Here is a 17,113-nt window from a genome sequence, read left to right on the forward strand (position 1 = left end):
GACTGGCTCAGCGCGTGGCGTTCATCCCGGACGGATCACTACTGGTGATCGCCGCCACCGACTGATTGGCCTGCAGAATATTATCGGCACCCGAAACCAGCGTCTTGGGTTCCGCTACGCCGGCCGCTCGCGACCAGTACACCTGCTGATTGGAACCACCCACGGCCACGTCGGCCTGGCTTAGCAGCGTCAACCGGACCCGGGCGCCATAACCGTAGGCATCGATCTTGGCCAGGCCCTCACTGCCACCCCGGACATTGGCCTGCACCTGTTGGTAACCGCCGCCGACGCTCAGCTTGGCCACCGCGCCCTTGACCGTGGTGACGCTGCCCAGGCCATGGATGTCCAGTGATCGAGCGCTATCGACGATAAGACGATGGTGACTGCCATAGACGGTGACTTCGCCACACTGACCTTTCAGCGTCAGGGTATTGCCCTCACCGGAAAGCGACACGTCCCGGCCCTGGCAGTCGAGAGTACGGGTCAGATTCAGTCCTTCGATCTCGATGGGCTCGGCGGCCGCGGCGACCGACTCTTCGGCCTGGACCAGCAGCGGAGCGACGAGCAGACAGCAACCCAGCAATGCCTTGAATGACGACATGGTGACTCCTTGTCTTGCCTAAAGGGGGAACTCATCGGCTAGCTTGGAAAGCGACCTCGGCAGCGCGTTTGGCCCGGCATCCGACTTTTTTTCATCCCGTGAAATACGCCGCGTTTTCTCATTTGCGCGCCAGGCTCTAACATGCGCTCTTTCGCGGTCACGAAGCGTTCAATGAAGACTCCTCGCGTTTCTCTCGATCAGTGGCGAACCCTGCAAGCGGTAGTGGACCATGGTGGCTACGCCCAGGCGGCCGAAGTACTGCATCGCTCCCAGTCATCGATCAGCTATACCGTAGCGCGCATGCAGGAACAGCTCGGCGTACCCCTACTGCGCCTGGAAGGGCGGCGTGCCGTCCTGACCGATGCGGGCGCCGTGCTCCTGCGGCGCTCCCGGCGGCTGGTGCAGCAGGCCAGCCAACTGGAGGAGCTGGCCTATCACATGGAACAGGGCTGGGAGTCCGAGGTACGGCTGGTGGTGGATGCCGCCTACCCTACCCGCCCCCTGCTGCTCTGCCTGCGCGAATTCATGCCCCAGAGTCGCGGCTGCCGGGTCCGGCTGCGCGAAGAGGTGCTCTCCGGGGTGGAGGAAGCCCTGCTGGACGGTTCGGCGGACTTGGCGATCACCGGCCTGGTGATCGCCGAACACCTGGGCGCCTCTCTTGGTACGGTGGAGTTCGTCGCCGTCGCCCATCCCGAGCACCCCCTGCATCTGTTACGGCGGCCCCTGGTGACCACCGATCTGGAAGAACAGCTACAGATCGTCATCCGTGACAGCGGCCGCGCCCAACCCCGGGATGCCGGCTGGCTGGCCGCGGAACAGCGCTGGACGGTGGGCAGCATCAGTACCGCTGCCACCTTCCTGCGCGACGGCCTGGGCTTCGCCTGGCTGCCGCGGGATGCGATCCAGACCGATCTCGACCAAGGCCTGCTCAAGCCGCTGCAGCTGGAACAGGGAGCGCACCGTTTCCACCCCTTCCAGCTGTACAAGACCCGCCAACACGAACTCGGACCCGCCTCGCAGATTCTGATGAATCTCCTGCGCAACCACGCCCTGCCCCGCTGACCATGGCGGGGCGCCGGCCGGATTGCTATCGTTCGCCAGTCGTATCTGCCTATTCAAGGATCCAACATGTTCAAAGCCCTGCTTGCCGCCTGTGCCCTGCTCATCGCCTCCACCGCCTGGGCCGCGGACAATCCACACGTGCTGATCAGCACCAACAAGGGTGACATCGAGGTCGAGCTGAATGCGGACAAGGCGCCCGTCAGTACGGCGAACTTCCTGGCCTACGTCGACAGCGGCTTCTACAAGGGCACCCTGTTCCACCGCGTCATCCCCGGCTTCATGATCCAAGGCGGTGGCTACACCCGTGACATGCAGGAAAAGCGCACCAAGGCGCCCATTAAGAACGAAGCCGACAACGGCCTGAAGAACCTCCGCGGCACCCTGGCCATGGCCCGCACCTCGGACGTCAACTCCGCCACCAGCCAGTTCTTCATCAATGTCGAGAACAACGCCTTCCTCGACCACGGCTCGCGGGATTTCGGCTACGCCGTGTTCGGCAAGGTCGTACGCGGCATGGAGGTCGTCGACCAGATCGCCGGCGTCCAGACTATCCGCCAGGGCATGCTGCGCGACATTCCCCGTGAACCGGTCATAATTCTCGCTGCCAAAAGACTGTAAGCCGACCTGTCCCACTGGACGATCCCTGGCGGTCGTCCAGCCTGAGTGGCGAGGTTCCTACTCAGCGACGCGAGACATTGTCTCCCTTCTACAAGGACCCCGCATGATCTTTCGCCGCTTCGAGCGCATCATCGATGCGTTTCGGGAAGCTCCCGATGAAATGCCGCCCACGAGCGTCGGCGCCTTCTATCTCCACTTCCTCAAACAAGCCTGGCCAGCCTTCGCCCTGCTGCTGGTCGTGGGCCTCATCGGCGCCCTGATCGAGGTCGCGCTATTCAATTTCATCGGCCAACTCGTCGACCTGGCCGGCAGCTCGCCCAACAGCACGGTGTTCTTCCAGCAACACGGTGGCACCCTGATCTGGATGGCCGTGGTCACCCTGGTCATCCGCCCCCTGTTCATCAGCCTGCACGACCTGTTGGTGCACCAGACCATCACCCCCAGCCTGACCACCCTGATCCGCTGGCAGAACCACCGCTACGTGCTCAAGCAGAGTCTGGGTTTCTTCCATAGCGACTTCGCCGGGCGCATCTCCAACCGCATCATGCAGACCGGCGTTTCCTTGCGGGACTCGGCCGTGCAGGCGGTGGATGCCATCTGGCACGTGCTGATCTTCGCCGTCACCTCGCTGATCCTGTTCGCCCAGGCCGATGTCTGGCTGATGGTGCCCCTGATCCTCTGGATCATCGGTTACGTCATCGCGCTTTGGTACTTCGTGCCCCAGACCAAGGAGCGCTCGGCCATCGCCTCGGAATCCCGCTCGCAACTCTCGGGGCGGATCGTCGACGGCTATACCAACATCTCCACGCTCAAGCTCTTCTCACATTCGGCCCAGGAAGAGCAGTACGCCCGCCAGGCCATGGAGGAACAGACGGAAAAGGCCGAGAGCGCCGCGCGTCTGATCACCGCCATGGGCGTGACCATCGCCATCCTCAGCGGCTTCCTCATCGCCGGCACTACCGGTCTTGCCCTCTGGCTCTGGCACCAGGGCATCATCAGCGTCGGTGCCATCGCCCTGGCGACCGGCCTGGTCATCCGCATCAACAGCATGTCCGGCTGGATCATGTGGGTGGTCAACGGCATCTTCGAGAACATCGGCATGGTGCAGGACGGCATGAGCACCATCGCCAAACCGCGCCAGGTCGGCGATGCGCCGGACGCCAAACCGCTGGTAGTGACCCGCGGCGCGGTCCTGTTCGACGACATCCGCTTCCACTACGGCAAGGGCGCCGGCATCATCGAGGGCCTGACGCTGGACGTGGCGCCAGGCGAGAAAATCGGCCTGGTCGGCCCCTCGGGCGCGGGCAAGTCGACGTTGATCAACGTGCTGCTGCGCCTCTATGACCTGGAAGGTGGGCGCATTCTGGTCGATGGCCAGGACATTGCCCAGGTGACCCAGGAAAGCCTGAGATGCCAAATCGGCGTGGTCACCCAGGACACCTCGCTGCTACACCGCTCGATCCGCGAGAACCTGCTCTACGGCCGCCCCGAAGCCACCGACGAAGAGCTGCACGCCGCTCTGCGCAAGGCCAAGGCCGACGACTTCATCGCCCGCATCACCGATGCCCATGGCCGCACCGGCCTGGATGCCCAGGTAGGCGAGCGTGGGGTCAAGCTGTCGGGCGGTCAGCGCCAACGCATCGCCATCGCCCGTACCCTGCTCAAGGATGCGCCCATCCTGTTGCTGGACGAGGCCACCTCGGCGCTCGATTCGGAAGTGGAAGCGGCCATCCAGGAAAGCCTGGAGACCCTGATGGAAGGCAAGACGGTGATCGCCATCGCTCACCGGCTATCGACCATCTCGCGCATGGACCGCCTGGTGGTCATGGAGCGCGGCCAGATCGTCGAGATGGGCTCTCACGAAGAGCTGATCGCGCACAACGGACTCTATGCCCGGCTATGGCGCCACCAGACCGGCGGCTTCGTCGGTCACGGCGTACCGGGCAGGCAGCGGGTGCGCAGCAGTTCCAACTGATGTTCCTGATCCAGGCCCGGATAGAAACCTTCGATCTTCTGGAAACCACCCAGCCAGCTGCGCCGCTCCACCACGCAGTCGAACACCGGGCAGGCTGCCTGCCCGGCCTGGCCGCAATCGCGGTAATAGGTCAGCTGCTGGCTCTTCTGCAGGGTGCCCTGAAAGGGACCAGCGCGCTCCTGCAGCATATAGAAGTCGATGACGGCAGCGCTCCGATGGTTTTCCCACTGGAACGCCAGGGTGCTGGGATAGAAGAGCACCAGCAGCGTCGCCAGCATCACCCAGATGATGGCGGCGGTAACCGGCAATGGCAGCCGGGCGCGAAAGCGTCGCCCCCCACGAATGATCAGCGCGGTGACCACCGTGACCAGGGCCAGGGCGATGCACAGTGACGGCAGGCCGCTGATCACCTGTCCAGCCACGCCGATCTCCAGCCCACTGGGCGACGGCACCGTGCGATAGCCGATCTCCAGCCGGTCCCAACCCACCCGGTTACCGATCAGGCCGATAAGACCGAAGACGACGGCTAGTCCGACAAGGATCCAGAAGGTACGGGGATTGGCACTACGCATAGGAAATCGTCCAGATAAAGACAGGGAGCCTGCCTAAACCCTCCCACGAAGGCAAATCAGAATTTTTCGCAGCGCCTGCGCTCTATCGCAGACAAGCGCCCAAGGAGTCCGTCCATGTCGATCGATCTCACCAACGCCGTCCGCATCGTCGAAAAAGCTTTTTTGCCGCTGCAGGGCGAGGTTCGCCAGGACCCGAGCGATGCCAGTTTTTCCTTCACGGTTACCGATGGTCGCCAGGTACTGGCCTCGGTCGCCCACGTCGCCCGCAGCCAATACAGTCACGCCGGCCACCTCGCCGCCTTGATCGAACAGACCCGCCTGGAACTGGCGTGCGACGGCCATTTGCTCGAACCCTGGTCGATGCCCGGCTAGACCACGACGGCAGCTCGACATCGCGAGGTTCGGCAATGCGGTTTCGAGCTGGTAGACTGCCGGCCCGCAGCCGCCACACTCCGTGGCCCAACGCGAGTGGTTATCGTGGAAATCTTTAAAGAATTCATTTTCGAAGCCGCACACTTCCTGCCCAATGTTCCAGCAGGGCACAAGTGCGGTCGTCTCCATGGGCATTCCTTCAAGGTCGCCCTGCACATCGAGGGCACCATCGATCCCCATACCGGCTGGGTGCGTGACTTCGCCGACATCAAGGCCGTGTTCAAGCCGCTCTACGAGCGACTGGATCACCACTACCTGAATGACATCCCAGGCCTGGAAAACCCTACCAGTGAAGTGCTCGCGCGCTGGATCTGGCAACAGCTCAAGCCCCTGCTGCCGGAGCTGAGCCAGGTGCGCATTCATGAGACCTGCACCAGCGGCTGCATCTACCGCGGCGACTAAATCGCCTCTCCCATTCAAGGCGGCGATGGTGGCAGTCATTTTTCTGCCATAATTCGCGCCTGCCAACTGTCGACGTATCCCCATGTTCGAACTTTTCAGCGGACTCCACGCCTGGGTCGCCATCAGCCTCGTCCTGGCCCTGGCCTTCGTGCTGGCCTTTGAATTCATCAATGGCTTCCACGACACCGCCAATGCCGTCGCCACGGTGATCTACACCAAGGCGATGCCGCCGCATCTCGCGGTGCTCTTCTCCGGCATCTTCAACTTCCTCGGAGTGCTGCTCGGCGGCGTTGGCGTGGCCTATGCCATCGTTCACCTGCTGCCGGTGGAGCTGCTGATCAACGTCAACACCGGCCACGGCCTGGCCATGGTGTTCTCCCTGCTCGCGGCGGCCATCACCTGGAACCTGGGCACCTGGTACTTCGGCATTCCCGCCTCCAGCTCCCATACCCTGATCGGCTCCATCCTCGGCGTCGGCGTGACCAACGCCCTGCTGACCGGCATCCCGATGAGCGAAGGCGTCAACTGGCAGAAGGCGATCGACATCGGCCTGTCGCTGATCTTCTCGCCGCTGGCCGGCTTCGCGGTCGCCGGCCTGCTACTCATCGCCCTCAAGCGCTGGCGGCCGCTGTCGAAGATGCACAAGACCCCCGAACAGCGTCGCGAACTGGACGCCAAGAAGCACCCGCCCTTCTGGAATCGGCTGATGCTGGTCCTCTCGGCCATGGGCATGAGCTTCGTGCATGGCTCCAACGATGGCCAGAAAGGCATCGGCCTGATCATGCTGGTGCTGATCGGTATCGTCCCGGCCAAGTTCGTCCTCGACCTGGATAGCACCACCTACCAGATCGAGCGCACCCGCGACGCGGCCATCCACCTGGGCCAGTTCTATGAGCGCCAGGGCGATAACCTCAAGGACTTCCTCGTCGAGGTACCCGGCAATCGCGACCTGCCCCAGGAATTCCGCTGCGCTCCCCACATGACCCTGCCGACGCTGAAGGCGCTGCTGGCCGATCTGGAAGGCATCACCGACTACCGCGCCATGAGCGATGACCATCGTCAACAGGTGCGCCGCTACCTGCTGTGCCTGGACGATACCGCCAAGAAGGTCAGCAAGCTGCCGGTGCTGACCGCCCGTGATCGCGACGACCTGAGCCGGCTGCGCAAGGACCTCACCAGCACCACCGAATACGCGCCCTTCTGGGTCATCATCGCCGTCGCCCTGGCCCTGGGCATCGGCACCATGGTCGGCTGGCGCCGGGTGGTGCTGACGGTGGGCGAGAAGATCGGTCGCCAGGGCATGACCTATGCCCAGGGCGTCAGCGCCCAGGTGACTGCGGTGGCGGCCATCGGCATGGCCAACGTCTTCGCCCTGCCCGTCTCCACTACCCATGTGCTGTCTTCGGGCGTGGCCGGCACCATGGTCGCCAACCGCAGTGGTCTGCAGGGCAGCACGGTGCGCAACATCCTCATGGCCTGGGTGCTAACCCTGCCCGCCTCCATGGCGCTATCCGCCGGCCTGTTCTGGCTGGCCCACCTGTTCCTCTGATCCGGGCTGGCCGGGCGATGCGCGAGTGTCGCCTGGCCGCACCCCTCGTCGGGAAAGCCCGAACAGGATAGCTATTGACGAGTCTAGTGAAATGTGTCCGCAGCGACACCTTTTCCGAGACAGCCGTACGGTGAACGTCAATGACTCCTGCGACCTACATCCTTCTTCTCATCCTCGGCTGGCTGGCCCTGGCGCTGGCCATCCTCTGGGCAATGCTCCGCCTGGCACGTCGTGCGCGCCCAGTAGCTCAGCTGCCATCCAAGTCGACGGCTTCGTCCCCAGCTTCCGCGCCCGCAACCACCCGCAAGCACTTGGCCTGCTAACCAACCAGGCCCCGGCCAAACGCAAGGCGTGACGAAGCGGCCACGGCGATCCAGACGATGCGCGGAGAAAAAGGTGGATTCTTGTCGTTATAAGGAGAGGTGATTCGAGCGAATCAGGTGAGCAGGGTATTTTCCTGAGCGCTGCGGCTCATCTGCTCGAGGATCTGGTCTTGCTGCTGCGGGGTCAGGGTGTCCCAGCAGTGGTGCTTGATGAACAGGCCAACGCCGAAGGCGATGTACAGCGACAGGGCGACGATGACGAGCGTTTCCAGCCCAATGATCGCCCAGGAACGGCTTTTGGACGCACTGTCCTTGGTTTTCATAACGACCTCTTGAAATTTGGAGGGTCAATAGTTTAGTCCCCTAAGCAACTCCCGTGCAGAGCCAGTCGTCGATTGGTCAATACCATTGACCTGATCTTGCGTACTTCCGCGATCTTCCCGCCGCCCGCCCGGGCCGGCAACCGTCCCCCACCGTCATCCAGCAGCGGTACGAATGCACGCCAGGCGCCGCGCTGATATACTCCCGCGACTGACGGGTCGCTGCAGGCCCTGCCGGTTCCGCTGGCTGTATCGGCCGACCGCGCAACTTCCGCAGCGACGCTTTGTCGCATCGCACGTCCATCGGGTCGCGCCTACTCCGCGGCCCGATAACGCCTTCTTGGGGCGTCTATCGACTTCAGGGTCGATCCTCGCTCGCCCGGCTTCGCGCCACAGCTGTGATAAAGAGGAGTTAAAGCAAGACATGTCCACCACGTCGAAGATCATCTACACCCTGACCGACGAAGCGCCCGCCCTGGCGACCTATTCGCTGCTCCCCATCGTCGAGGCCATCACCGCCTCGTCCGGCGTCGCCCTCGAAACCCGTGACATCTCCCTTGCCGGCCGCATCATCGCCCTCTTCCCCGAGTATCTGAAGGAAGAGCAGCGCATCTCCGACCACCTCGCCGAACTCGGCGAACTGGCCACCACTCCCGAAGCCAACATCGTCAAGCTGCCCAACATCAGCGCCTCTGTCCCGCAGCTCAAGGCCGCGATCAAGGAGCTGCAGGGCCAGGGTTATGCCCTGCCGGACTACCCGGACGAGCCCAAGGACGACAAGGAAAAGGACGTCAAGGCCCGCTACGACAAGGTCAAGGGCAGTGCCGTGAACCCGGTCCTGCGCGAAGGCAACTCCGACCGTCGCGCGCCCCTGTCGGTCAAGAATTACGCCCGCAAGCATCCCCATCGCATGGGTGCCTGGAGCGCCGACTCCAAGTCCCACGTCGCCCACATGGATGCCCATGACTTCTACGGCAGCGAGCGCTCGGCCACCATCGAGAACGCTGGCAGCCTGAAGATCGAATTGATCGGCAAGGACGGCAGCGTCAAGGTCCTGAAAGAGAAGACCGCGGTCAAGGCCGGCGAGATCGTCGATGCCTCCACCATGAGCCGCAAGGCCCTGGCGAGCTTCATCAACGCCCAGATCGAAGACGCCAAGGCGCAGGGTGTGCTGTTCTCCGTGCACCTGAAGGCCACCATGATGAAGGTCTCCGACCCCATCATGTTCGGTGTCATCGTCGGCGAGTTCTACAAGGACGTGCTGGCCAAGCACAAGGCCGTCCTGAAGGAAGTCGGCTTCGACCGCAACAACGGTATCGGCGACCTCTACGCCCGCCTGTCCAGCCTGCCCGAAGCCACCCAGGCCGCCATCAAGGCCGATTTCGACGCCCAATACGCCCAGCGCCCGGCACTGGCCATGGTCAACTCCGACAAGGGCATCACCAACCTGCACGTGCCGAGCGACGTCATCGTCGACGCCTCCATGCCGGCCATGATCCGTGATTCCGGCAAGATGTGGAACGCCGAAGGCAACCTGCAGGACACCAAGGCCATCATCCCCGACCGCTGCTACGCCGGCGTCTACCAGGTGGTGATCGAGGACTGCAAGAAGAACGGCGCCTTCGATCCGAAAACCATGGGCAGCGTGCCCAATGTCGGCCTGATGGCACAGAAGGCCGAGGAATACGGCTCCCACGACAAGACCTTCCAGATCCCCGTCGACGGCACCGTGCGCGTGACCGACGACCAAGGCAAGGTGATCTTCGAGCACCCGGTCGAAACCGGTGACATCTGGCGTATGTGCCAGGCCAAGGACGCGCCGATCCAGGACTGGGTCAAGCTCGCCGTCAATCGCGCCCGCGCCAGCAACACCCCGGCGATCTTCTGGCTGGACCAGAACCGCGCCCACGACGCCCAGGTCATCGCCAAGGTCGAGCGCTATCTCAAGGACCACGACACCAATGGCCTGGACATCCGTATCCTGTCGCCCGAGGACGCCACCCGCGTCTCCCTGGAGCGCATCCGCAAGGGCGAGGACACCATCTCGGTGACCGGTAACGTCCTGCGTGACTACCTGACCGACCTCTTCCCCATCATGGAACTGGGCACCAGCGCCAAGATGCTGTCCATCGTCCCGCTGATGAATGGCGGCGGCCTGTTCGAGACCGGTGCCGGCGGCTCCGCGCCCAAGCACGTCCAGCAATTCGTGCAGGAAAACCACCTGCGCTGGGACTCCCTGGGCGAATTCCTAGCCCTGGCCGAATCCCTCAACCACCTGGGCGAGACCACCGGTAACGCCAAGGCCAAGGTGCTGGCCAAGACCCTGGATCAGGCCAACGGCAAGTTCCTCGACAGCAACAAGTCGCCGTCGCGCAAAGCCGGTGAACTGGACAACCGTGGCAGCCACTTCTACCTGGCGCTGTACTGGATCCAGGCGCTGGCAGAGCAGAACGACGACGCCGAGCTGAAAGCCCAGTTCGAACCGGTAGCCAAGTCGCTGACCGCCGACGAAGCCAAGGTGGTCGCCGAGCTGAACGGCGTCCAGGGCCAGCCGGTGGACATCGGTGGCTACTACCACCCCGACCAGGCCAAGACCAGCCAGGCTATGCGTCCGAGCGCCACGCTCAACGCTGCCCTGGCCCAGCTCAAGGGCTGAGCCTGAGGGCTGCGTCCACAGCCTGAATGGGTGATACCAGCGAACCCCGGCCCCGGCCGGGGTTCGCTGCATTTGGGAGCGGCAGATCTTAAGGCGTATACTGCGCGATTACCGATAGCGGAGTCCGAGATGGATTGGCACGCCCACGTCACCGTGGCCACCGTGGTGGAAGACGCCGGCCGTTTTCTGCTGGTCGAGGAAGAGAAACAGGGCCGCCTGGTGCTCAATCAGCCAGCCGGGCATCTGGAGCCGGGCGAGAGCCTGATCGAGGCGGCCTATCGTGAAACGCTGGAAGAGACCGCCTGGCGGGTAGAGATCCAAGGCGTGATCGGCATCGGGCTGTATACCGCGCCGAGCAATGGCGTCACCTACTACCGCACCGCCTTCCATGCCCAGCCAGTGGCTCATGAAGCCGAGCGCGCCCTGGACGCCGACATCACCCGTGCGGTGTGGCTGACCCTCGACGAGATCCGCGCCGAGCAGGCCCGGCTACGCAGTCCGCTGGTCTTGGACGCCATCGAGAAATACCTGGGCGGACACCGCTATCCCCTGTCGATGATCGTAGATATGAGAGGTTTTTGAAGTGAACGGCACCCGCGTCATCGTCGGCATGTCCGGCGGAGTGGATTCCTCGGTCTCGGCCCTATTGCTCAAGGAGCAGGGCTATCAGGTCGAGGGCCTGTTCATGAAGAACTGGGACGAGGACGACGGCACCGAGTACTGCACCGCCAAGGAAGACCTGGCCGACGCCCAGGCGGTCTGCGACCGCATCGGCATCAAGCTGCACACGGCCAACTTCGCCGCCGAGTACTGGGACAATGTCTTCGAGCACTTCCTCGCCGAATACAAGGCTGGCCGGACACCGAACCCGGACATCCTCTGCAACCGCGAAATTAAGTTCAAGGCCTTCCTCGACTATGCCCTGGCTCTGGGCGCCGACCTGATCGCCACCGGCCACTACGTGCGCCGCCGCGACGTCGACGGCCAGACCCTGCTGCTCAAGGGCCTGGATGCGAACAAGGACCAGAGCTACTTCCTCCACGCCGTGGGCGGCGAGCAACTGGCGCGCACCCTCTTCCCGGTGGGCGAACTGGAAAAACCCGAGGTCCGCGCCATCGCCGAACTGCATGGCCTGGCCACCGCGCGCAAGAAGGATTCCACCGGCATCTGCTTCATCGGCGAGCGGCGCTTCAGCGACTTCCTCAAGCAGTACCTGCCAGCCCAGCCGGGCGATATCGAGACCACCACCGGCGAAGTCATCGGCCGCCACCATGGCCTGATGTACCACACCATCGGCCAGCGCCAGGGGCTGGGCATCGGCGGCATGAAGGACGCCGGTGACGAGCCCTGGTACGTGCTGGCCAAGGACCTGACCCGTAACGTGCTGGTCGTCGGCCAGGGCAATGCCCATCCCTGGCTGTTCGCCGAGGCCCTGACCGTCGGCGAGATGTTCTGGGTCAACGACCTGGACCTCGCCCAGCCGCGTCGCCTCACCGCCAAGGTCCGCTATCGCCAGCAAGACCAGCCCTGCCAGATCGAGCGCCAGGGCGCCGGCTACCGAGTGGTGTTCGACGAACCCCAGCGGGCGGTGACCCCCGGCCAGTCGGTGGTCTTCTACGACGGCGACGTCTGCCTGGGCGGCGGCGTGATCGAACACACCGTACCCGCCTGCGCCGAGGCGCCTGCCGCATGAATCGCACCCAGGAACAACTCATCGCCCTGGGTGGCGTCTTCCAGGCCGCCGTGCTGGTCGACCAGCTGGCGCGCACTGGCCAGGTGCCCGAAGAACCCCTGGCCTGTCTGCTCGGCAGTCTGCTGGTGCGCGACCCCGGTAGCACCCTGGAGGTCTATGGCGGCAGCGTCACACCCTTGCGCGAGGGCCTCGGCGCCCTCTCCAGCACCCTGGAGCGCAATCCCAATAGCCTGCAGCGCGAGCCCCTGCGCTACGCCCTGGCGATGACCGCCCTGGAGCGCAAGCTGGAAAAGCGCGGTGACCTGCTCGACCTCATCGGCCGGCGCCTCACCCAGATCCAGTCGCAGGTCGAGCATTTCGGCGTGACCCACGAAAATGTGATCGCCGCTTGCGGGGGTCTCTATGAAGACACCCTGAGCACCTTCAAGCAGCGCATCCAGGTGCACGGTGAAATGCGCTACCTGCAGCAGTCGGCGACCGCCTCGCGAGTGCGCGCCCTGCTGCTAGCCGGCATCCGCTCCGCGCGCCTGTGGCGCCAGCTCGGCGGCCATCGCTGGCAGCTGGTGCTCAACCGCCGCAAGTTGCTCGACAACCTCTACCCCCTGCGCAACGCCTGACGCCGGAATGGCCGGCGGCGGTACTAAAGCCCCGGCCTTTGCGTGTAGAATTCCGCCCCTTTCTCCCCCGCTACCAAGAGAATGCCCATGCAGCTCTCCTCGCTCACCGCCGTATCGCCCATCGACGGCCGTTACGCCGGCAAGACCGCCGCCCTGCGCCCCATCTTCAGCGAATTCGGCCTGATCCGTTTCCGCGCCCAGGTCGAGGTCCGCTGGCTGCAGCGCCTGGCCGCCCACGCGGGCATTCCCGAGGTCGCGCCCTTCTCCGCCGAGGCCAATGCCCTGCTGGACAAGCTGGCCACCGAGTTCAGCGCCGAGCAGGCGCAGCGGGTCAAGGACATCGAACGCACCACCAACCACGACGTCAAGGCCATTGAATACCTGCTCAAGGAAGAAGTCGCCGGCCTGCCCGAGCTGGCCGCGGTGAGCGAATTCATCCACTTCGCCTGCACTTCCGAGGACATCAACAACCTGTCCCATGCGCTGATGCTGCGTGAAGGCCGCGACCAGGTGCTGCTGCCGCTGATGCGCCAGATCACCGGCGAGATCCGCGTGCTGGCCCATCGTTTCGCCGACGTGCCCATGCTCTCCCGCACCCACGGCCAGCCCGCCTCCCCCACCAGCCTGGGCAAGGAACTGGCCAACGTGGTCTATCGCCTGGAGCGCCAGATCGAGCAGATCGCCGCCATCCGTCCGCTGGGCAAGATCAACGGCGCCGTGGGCAACTACAACGCCCACCTGTCCGCCTACCCGGATGTCGACTGGGAAGCCAATGCCCGCACCTTCATCGAAGACGACCTCGGCCTGACCTGGAATCCCTACACCACCCAGATCGAGCCGCACGACTACATCGCCGAGTTGTTCGACGCCATCGCCCGCTTCAACACCATCCTGATCGACTTCGACCGGGACGTCTGGGGCTACATCTCCCTCGGCTACTTCAAGCAGAAGACCGTGGCCGGCGAGATCGGCTCCTCGACCATGCCGCACAAGGTCAACCCCATCGACTTCGAGAACTCCGAAGGCAACCTGGGTATCGCCAACGCCATCCTCCAGCACCTGGCCAGCAAGCTGCCGATCTCCCGCTGGCAGCGTGACCTGACCGACTCCACCGTGCTGCGCAACCTGGGCACCGGCCTGGCCCACGGCGTAATCGCCTACGAAGCCACCCTCAAGGGCATCGGCAAGCTGGAACTCAACGCCGCGCGCATCGCCGAAGACCTGGACGCCTGCTGGGAAGTCCTCGCCGAGCCGGTGCAGACCGTGATGCGTCGCTATGGCGTCGCCAACCCCTACGAGAAGCTCAAGGAGCTGACCCGCGGCAAGGGCATCAGCGCCAGCGCTCTGCAGGACTTCATCGACGGCCTGGAAATCCCCGAGGCGGCCAAGGCCGAACTGCGCCAGCTGACCCCGGCCGGTTATATCGGTAATGCCGCCGAGCAGGCCCGTCGGGTCTGAGAACCTATTCACGATCTGCTGCGCGTCGGCCAAACTGCGTTGAAAAGACCTTCGGAATGCTCATTTACCACTCGTAAACTCCGCTTCCTCAGGTCTTTTCGCCTTGTTTGGCTCTAGCTCGCGAGATCGTGAACAGGTTCTGAGGCTGATTTCTTTCTCACGCCCGGCACCGCCGGGCGTTTTTCATTGCGCGAGGTGTGCATGAACCCGGATCAACCCCTGCAACTGCTCGGCGGCCTGACCGCCCGTGAATTCCTGCGCGACTACTGGCAGCAGAAACCCCTGCTGATCCGCCAGGCCATCCCGGACTTCCAGAGTCCCCTGGAGCCCGACGAACTGGCCGGCCTGTCGCTGGAAGACGAAATCGAATCGCGCCTGATCATCGGCCAGGACCGCACCTGGGAGCTGCGTCGCGGCCCGCTGCCCGAAGACACCTTCGCCAGCCTGCCCGAGCGCGACTGGACCCTGCTGGTGCAATCGGTGGACCAGTTCGTCCCCGAGGTGGCCGAGGTGCTGGAGTCCTTCCGCTTCCTGCCCAGCTGGCGCGTCGACGACGTCATGATCAGCTATGCCGCTCCCGGCGGTGGCGTCGGCCCGCACTACGATCACTACGACGTCTTCCTGCTGCAAGGACACGGTCGCCGCCGCTGGCGCATCGGCCAGCACTGCGATGCCGACAGTCCCTTGATCGACGGCCTGGAACTCAAGATCCTCGCTGACTTCCGGCAGACCGACGAGTGGGTCCTGGAGCCGGGCGACATGCTCTATCTGCCGCCGGGCCTGGCCCATGACGGCATCGCCGAAGACGAGTGCATGACCTACTCCATCGGCTTCCGCGCGCCCAGTGCCGGCGAGGTCCTCACCCACTACACCGACTTCCTCGCCCAGTTCATTCCCGAGGACGAGCGCTACAGCGACGCCGGCAGCAACCCGGCCAGCCCCAGTCACGCCGAGATCACCCCGGACGCCATCAAGCGCCTGCGCACCCTGATGGCGCGTCACCTAGGCGACGATCGCCTGCTGCTGGCCTGGTTCGGCCAATACATGACCGAGCCGCGCTACCCGGAGCGGGTCGCCGGGGAAACCCTCAGCAGCGAACAACTGCGCCAGGCCCTCGACCAGGGCGCCCTACTCATGCGCAACCCGAGTGGGCGCCTGGCCTGGAGCCGCCTGGATGACGAGGTGATGGTCTTCGCCAGCGGCCAGAGCCGTCTGCTGCCGCTGGATCTGCAACCGCTGCTCGACCTGCTATGCTCGGCGGAAGTGCTGCATCAGGCCAATCTCGCGCCCTGGCTGCAGGACGACGACGCCATGCGTCTGATCCGTGAACTGCTCCAGCAGGGCAGCCTGATTTTCGCGGAGGACGACGAGGACTGAATAAGGGGGGCCGCCGTGGACGAATCCTTCGATCTAACCCTGGACGGCCTGCCCGAACCCCAGCTCGGCGAGGATTTCGCCCTGCGCCTCGAAGGTCTGGACGCCTTGCGCGAGCACAGCGTCCGCCTCATTGGCCAGGGGCGTCGCCAGCTGTCCATCCAGACGCCCGATCTGGAAGGCGCCCTCTACGACCACGCCGAGATCGAAGCGGCCATCAAGCGCCTGCTGCTCGGACAGCCCCGCCATCAGGTCCGTATCCTGGTCAACGACAGTGCCTCCGCCGTACGCCAGGGGCACTGCCTCGTCACCCTGGCGCAGCGACTGACCAGCAATCTGCTGATCCGGCGACCACCCACGGATCAGCGACCGGAAGGTGCCTGTCTCATCGTCGATGACCTGGCCTTGTTGCGGCGCACCAACACCGCCGTGCCCCAGGGTTTCGTGCGCTACGGCGATCGTGCCGCGGTCAAGGTCCAGCAACAGGTCTTCGACCGTCTCTGGGCCATAAGCCAGCCGGATCTGGAACTGCGGAGGATGGTGCTGTGAAACATCTGCTGGCCCTACTGCTGCTCCTGACCACCTGCGCCTGGGCCGCGCCGAGAACCGAGGTCATACCGCTGCAATACCGCACGGCCGATGATCTGCTGCCCACCCTGCAATCGGTGCTTGGCGCCGAAGGCAAGATCAACGTCTACGGCAACCAGTTGATCGTCAACGCCGAGCCGGTGAAGATCGCCGAGATCAAGAATCTGCTGGCGCAACTGGATACCCAGCCGCGGCGCCTGCTCATCACCCTCGCCACCCGCGCCGGCAGTAGCGGTGCCAGCCAGGGCTATGACGTGGCGGGTGACGTACGCTCGCCACGGGTGCGCATCATCGAGAACAGCACCGACCAAGCGGAGAATGGCGCCCAGCGCGTCCAGGTCACCGAGGGCTACCCGGCCTTCATCCGCTTCGGCGAAGACGTTCCCGTGACCACCTACCAGACCTCCCCCTACGGCCAGAGCTATGCCCAGACCGACTATCGTCGCCTGGAGCGGGGCTTCCAGGTCGTCGCGCGCCTGAGTGGCAACCTGGTTCACCTGGACATCACCAGCGTCGACGACCGCGCCGCGGCGATGCATCCGGGCACCGTCAAGACCCAGAGCGCCGCGACCCGCATCAGCGGCCCCCTGGGCCAGTGGCTGGATCTCGGTGGCTTTCGCCAGCAGGTGGAAGACGACCGTTCCGGTCTCACCCGGTATTACTCCACCGAAGGCCGCAACGACCGACAGTTGAGCATCAGAGCCGACCTGATCGACTGACAAAATTGGCGAATGGGAGAACTCTCGCTACGCTCTGCAATCTAGGGTTCATAAGAAACACTCGGTCAATCGAGAATAATTCTTATATTCATTCTCATATAAAAACCAAGTTTGGTTTAATTTGATTCAAAGCAGTCAAATAGAATCTTTTTAG

17 protein-coding genes are annotated in these 17,113 nt (G+C 64.0%); 14 read left to right on the plus strand and 3 right to left on the minus strand.

Annotation, left to right across the window (positions count from 1 at the left end; translation table 11 throughout):
- Positions 1–7 precede the first annotated feature (7 nt).
- Positions 8–601 (minus strand): DUF3060 domain-containing protein, encoded by a 594-nt coding sequence (locus CCZ28_RS06465; RefSeq protein ID WP_140216945.1) that lies wholly within the window; start codon positions 599–601, stop codon positions 8–10.
- Between the two features lie 171 nt (positions 602–772).
- Between CCZ28_RS06465 and CCZ28_RS06470 the strand changes: the two genes are divergently transcribed.
- The 3 genes from CCZ28_RS06470 (at position 773) to CCZ28_RS06480 (ending at position 4,256) form a co-directional block, all read left to right on the plus strand.
- Positions 773–1,663 (plus strand): LysR family transcriptional regulator, encoded by an 891-nt coding sequence (locus tag CCZ28_RS06470; protein WP_140216946.1) that lies wholly within the window; start codon positions 773–775, stop codon positions 1,661–1,663.
- Positions 1,664–1,729: 66 nt separating this feature from the next.
- Positions 1,730–2,281, plus strand: coding sequence for a peptidylprolyl isomerase (locus tag CCZ28_RS06475; RefSeq protein ID WP_140216948.1), 552 nt, complete (start codon positions 1,730–1,732; stop codon positions 2,279–2,281).
- Positions 2,282–2,384: 103 nt separating this feature from the next.
- Positions 2,385–4,256, plus strand: a complete 1,872-nt coding sequence (locus CCZ28_RS06480; protein ID WP_140216950.1) for an ABC transporter ATP-binding protein — start codon at positions 2,385–2,387, stop codon at positions 4,254–4,256.
- On the opposite strand, the gene CCZ28_RS06485 is transcribed toward CCZ28_RS06480, so the two are convergent.
- Entirely contained in the window at positions 4,211–4,828 is a 618-nt protein-coding gene (locus tag CCZ28_RS06485) for a hypothetical protein (protein ID WP_140216951.1), read from the minus strand. The genes CCZ28_RS06480 and CCZ28_RS06485 overlap by 46 nt on opposite strands.
- Positions 4,829–4,942: 114 nt before the next feature.
- Between CCZ28_RS06485 and CCZ28_RS06490 the strand changes: the two genes are divergently transcribed.
- From CCZ28_RS06490 to CCZ28_RS06500, 3 genes are all read left to right on the plus strand, one after another.
- Positions 4,943–5,200, plus strand: a complete 258-nt coding sequence (locus tag CCZ28_RS06490; protein WP_140216953.1) for a hypothetical protein — start codon at positions 4,943–4,945, stop codon at positions 5,198–5,200.
- Between the two features lie 105 nt (positions 5,201–5,305).
- A complete protein-coding gene (queD, locus tag CCZ28_RS06495; RefSeq protein WP_081320758.1) occupies positions 5,306–5,662 on the plus strand; it encodes a 6-carboxytetrahydropterin synthase QueD in 357 nt (118 codons plus the stop codon).
- Positions 5,663–5,744: 82 nt separating this feature from the next.
- Positions 5,745–7,211 carry an inorganic phosphate transporter gene (locus tag CCZ28_RS06500; protein WP_140216955.1) on the plus strand — a complete coding sequence of 489 codons (1,467 nt, stop codon included), beginning with the start codon at positions 5,745–5,747 and terminating at the stop codon, positions 7,209–7,211.
- Positions 7,212–7,647: 436 nt separating this feature from the next.
- Here the strand turns inward: CCZ28_RS06500 and CCZ28_RS06510 are convergent, their stop codons facing one another.
- Positions 7,648–7,857, minus strand: a complete 210-nt coding sequence (locus CCZ28_RS06510) for a hypothetical protein (RefSeq protein WP_140216959.1) — start codon at positions 7,855–7,857, stop codon at positions 7,648–7,650.
- Positions 7,858–8,278: 421 nt separating this feature from the next.
- Between CCZ28_RS06510 and CCZ28_RS06515 the strand changes: the two genes are divergently transcribed.
- The 8 genes from CCZ28_RS06515 (at position 8,279) to CCZ28_RS06550 (ending at position 16,959) form a co-directional block, all read left to right on the plus strand.
- Positions 8,279–10,510: an NADP-dependent isocitrate dehydrogenase gene (locus tag CCZ28_RS06515; protein WP_140216961.1), complete on the plus strand. Its 2,232-nt coding sequence runs from the start codon at positions 8,279–8,281 to the stop codon at positions 10,508–10,510.
- A gap of 129 nt (positions 10,511–10,639) precedes the next feature.
- Entirely contained in the window at positions 10,640–11,092 is a 453-nt protein-coding gene (locus CCZ28_RS06520; protein ID WP_140216963.1) for an NUDIX hydrolase, read from the plus strand.
- A 1-nt stretch (position 11,093) separates the two neighbouring features.
- Positions 11,094–12,203, plus strand: a complete 1,110-nt coding sequence (gene mnmA, locus CCZ28_RS06525) for a tRNA 2-thiouridine(34) synthase MnmA (protein WP_140216965.1) — start codon at positions 11,094–11,096, stop codon at positions 12,201–12,203.
- Positions 12,200–12,820 (plus strand): high frequency lysogenization protein HflD, encoded by a 621-nt coding sequence (gene hflD, locus CCZ28_RS06530; RefSeq protein ID WP_140216967.1) that lies wholly within the window; start codon positions 12,200–12,202, stop codon positions 12,818–12,820. Before mnmA ends, hflD begins: the two co-directional genes overlap by 4 nt.
- An 87-nt stretch (positions 12,821–12,907) precedes the next feature.
- Positions 12,908–14,278 carry an adenylosuccinate lyase gene (gene purB / locus CCZ28_RS06535; RefSeq protein WP_140216969.1) on the plus strand — a complete coding sequence of 457 codons (1,371 nt, stop codon included), beginning with the start codon at positions 12,908–12,910 and terminating at the stop codon, positions 14,276–14,278.
- A 201-nt stretch (positions 14,279–14,479) separates the two neighbouring features.
- Positions 14,480–15,655, plus strand: coding sequence for a ribosomal protein uL16 3-hydroxylase (locus CCZ28_RS06540; protein ID WP_140216971.1), 1,176 nt, complete (start codon positions 14,480–14,482; stop codon positions 15,653–15,655).
- A gap of 15 nt (positions 15,656–15,670) precedes the next feature.
- Positions 15,671–16,201 carry a hypothetical protein gene (locus tag CCZ28_RS06545; RefSeq protein WP_140216973.1) on the plus strand — a complete coding sequence of 177 codons (531 nt, stop codon included), beginning with the start codon at positions 15,671–15,673 and terminating at the stop codon, positions 16,199–16,201.
- On the plus strand, positions 16,198–16,959 hold the full coding sequence (locus tag CCZ28_RS06550; protein WP_140216975.1) for a secretin N-terminal domain-containing protein: 762 nt from the start codon (positions 16,198–16,200) through the stop codon (positions 16,957–16,959). Before CCZ28_RS06545 ends, CCZ28_RS06550 begins: the two co-directional genes overlap by 4 nt.
- Positions 16,960–17,113 lie beyond the last annotated feature (154 nt).

This window comes from Pseudomonas oryzihabitans (assembly GCF_006384975.1).
GTDB classification, from domain to species: domain Bacteria; phylum Pseudomonadota; class Gammaproteobacteria; order Pseudomonadales; family Pseudomonadaceae; genus Chryseomonas; species Chryseomonas psychrotolerans_B.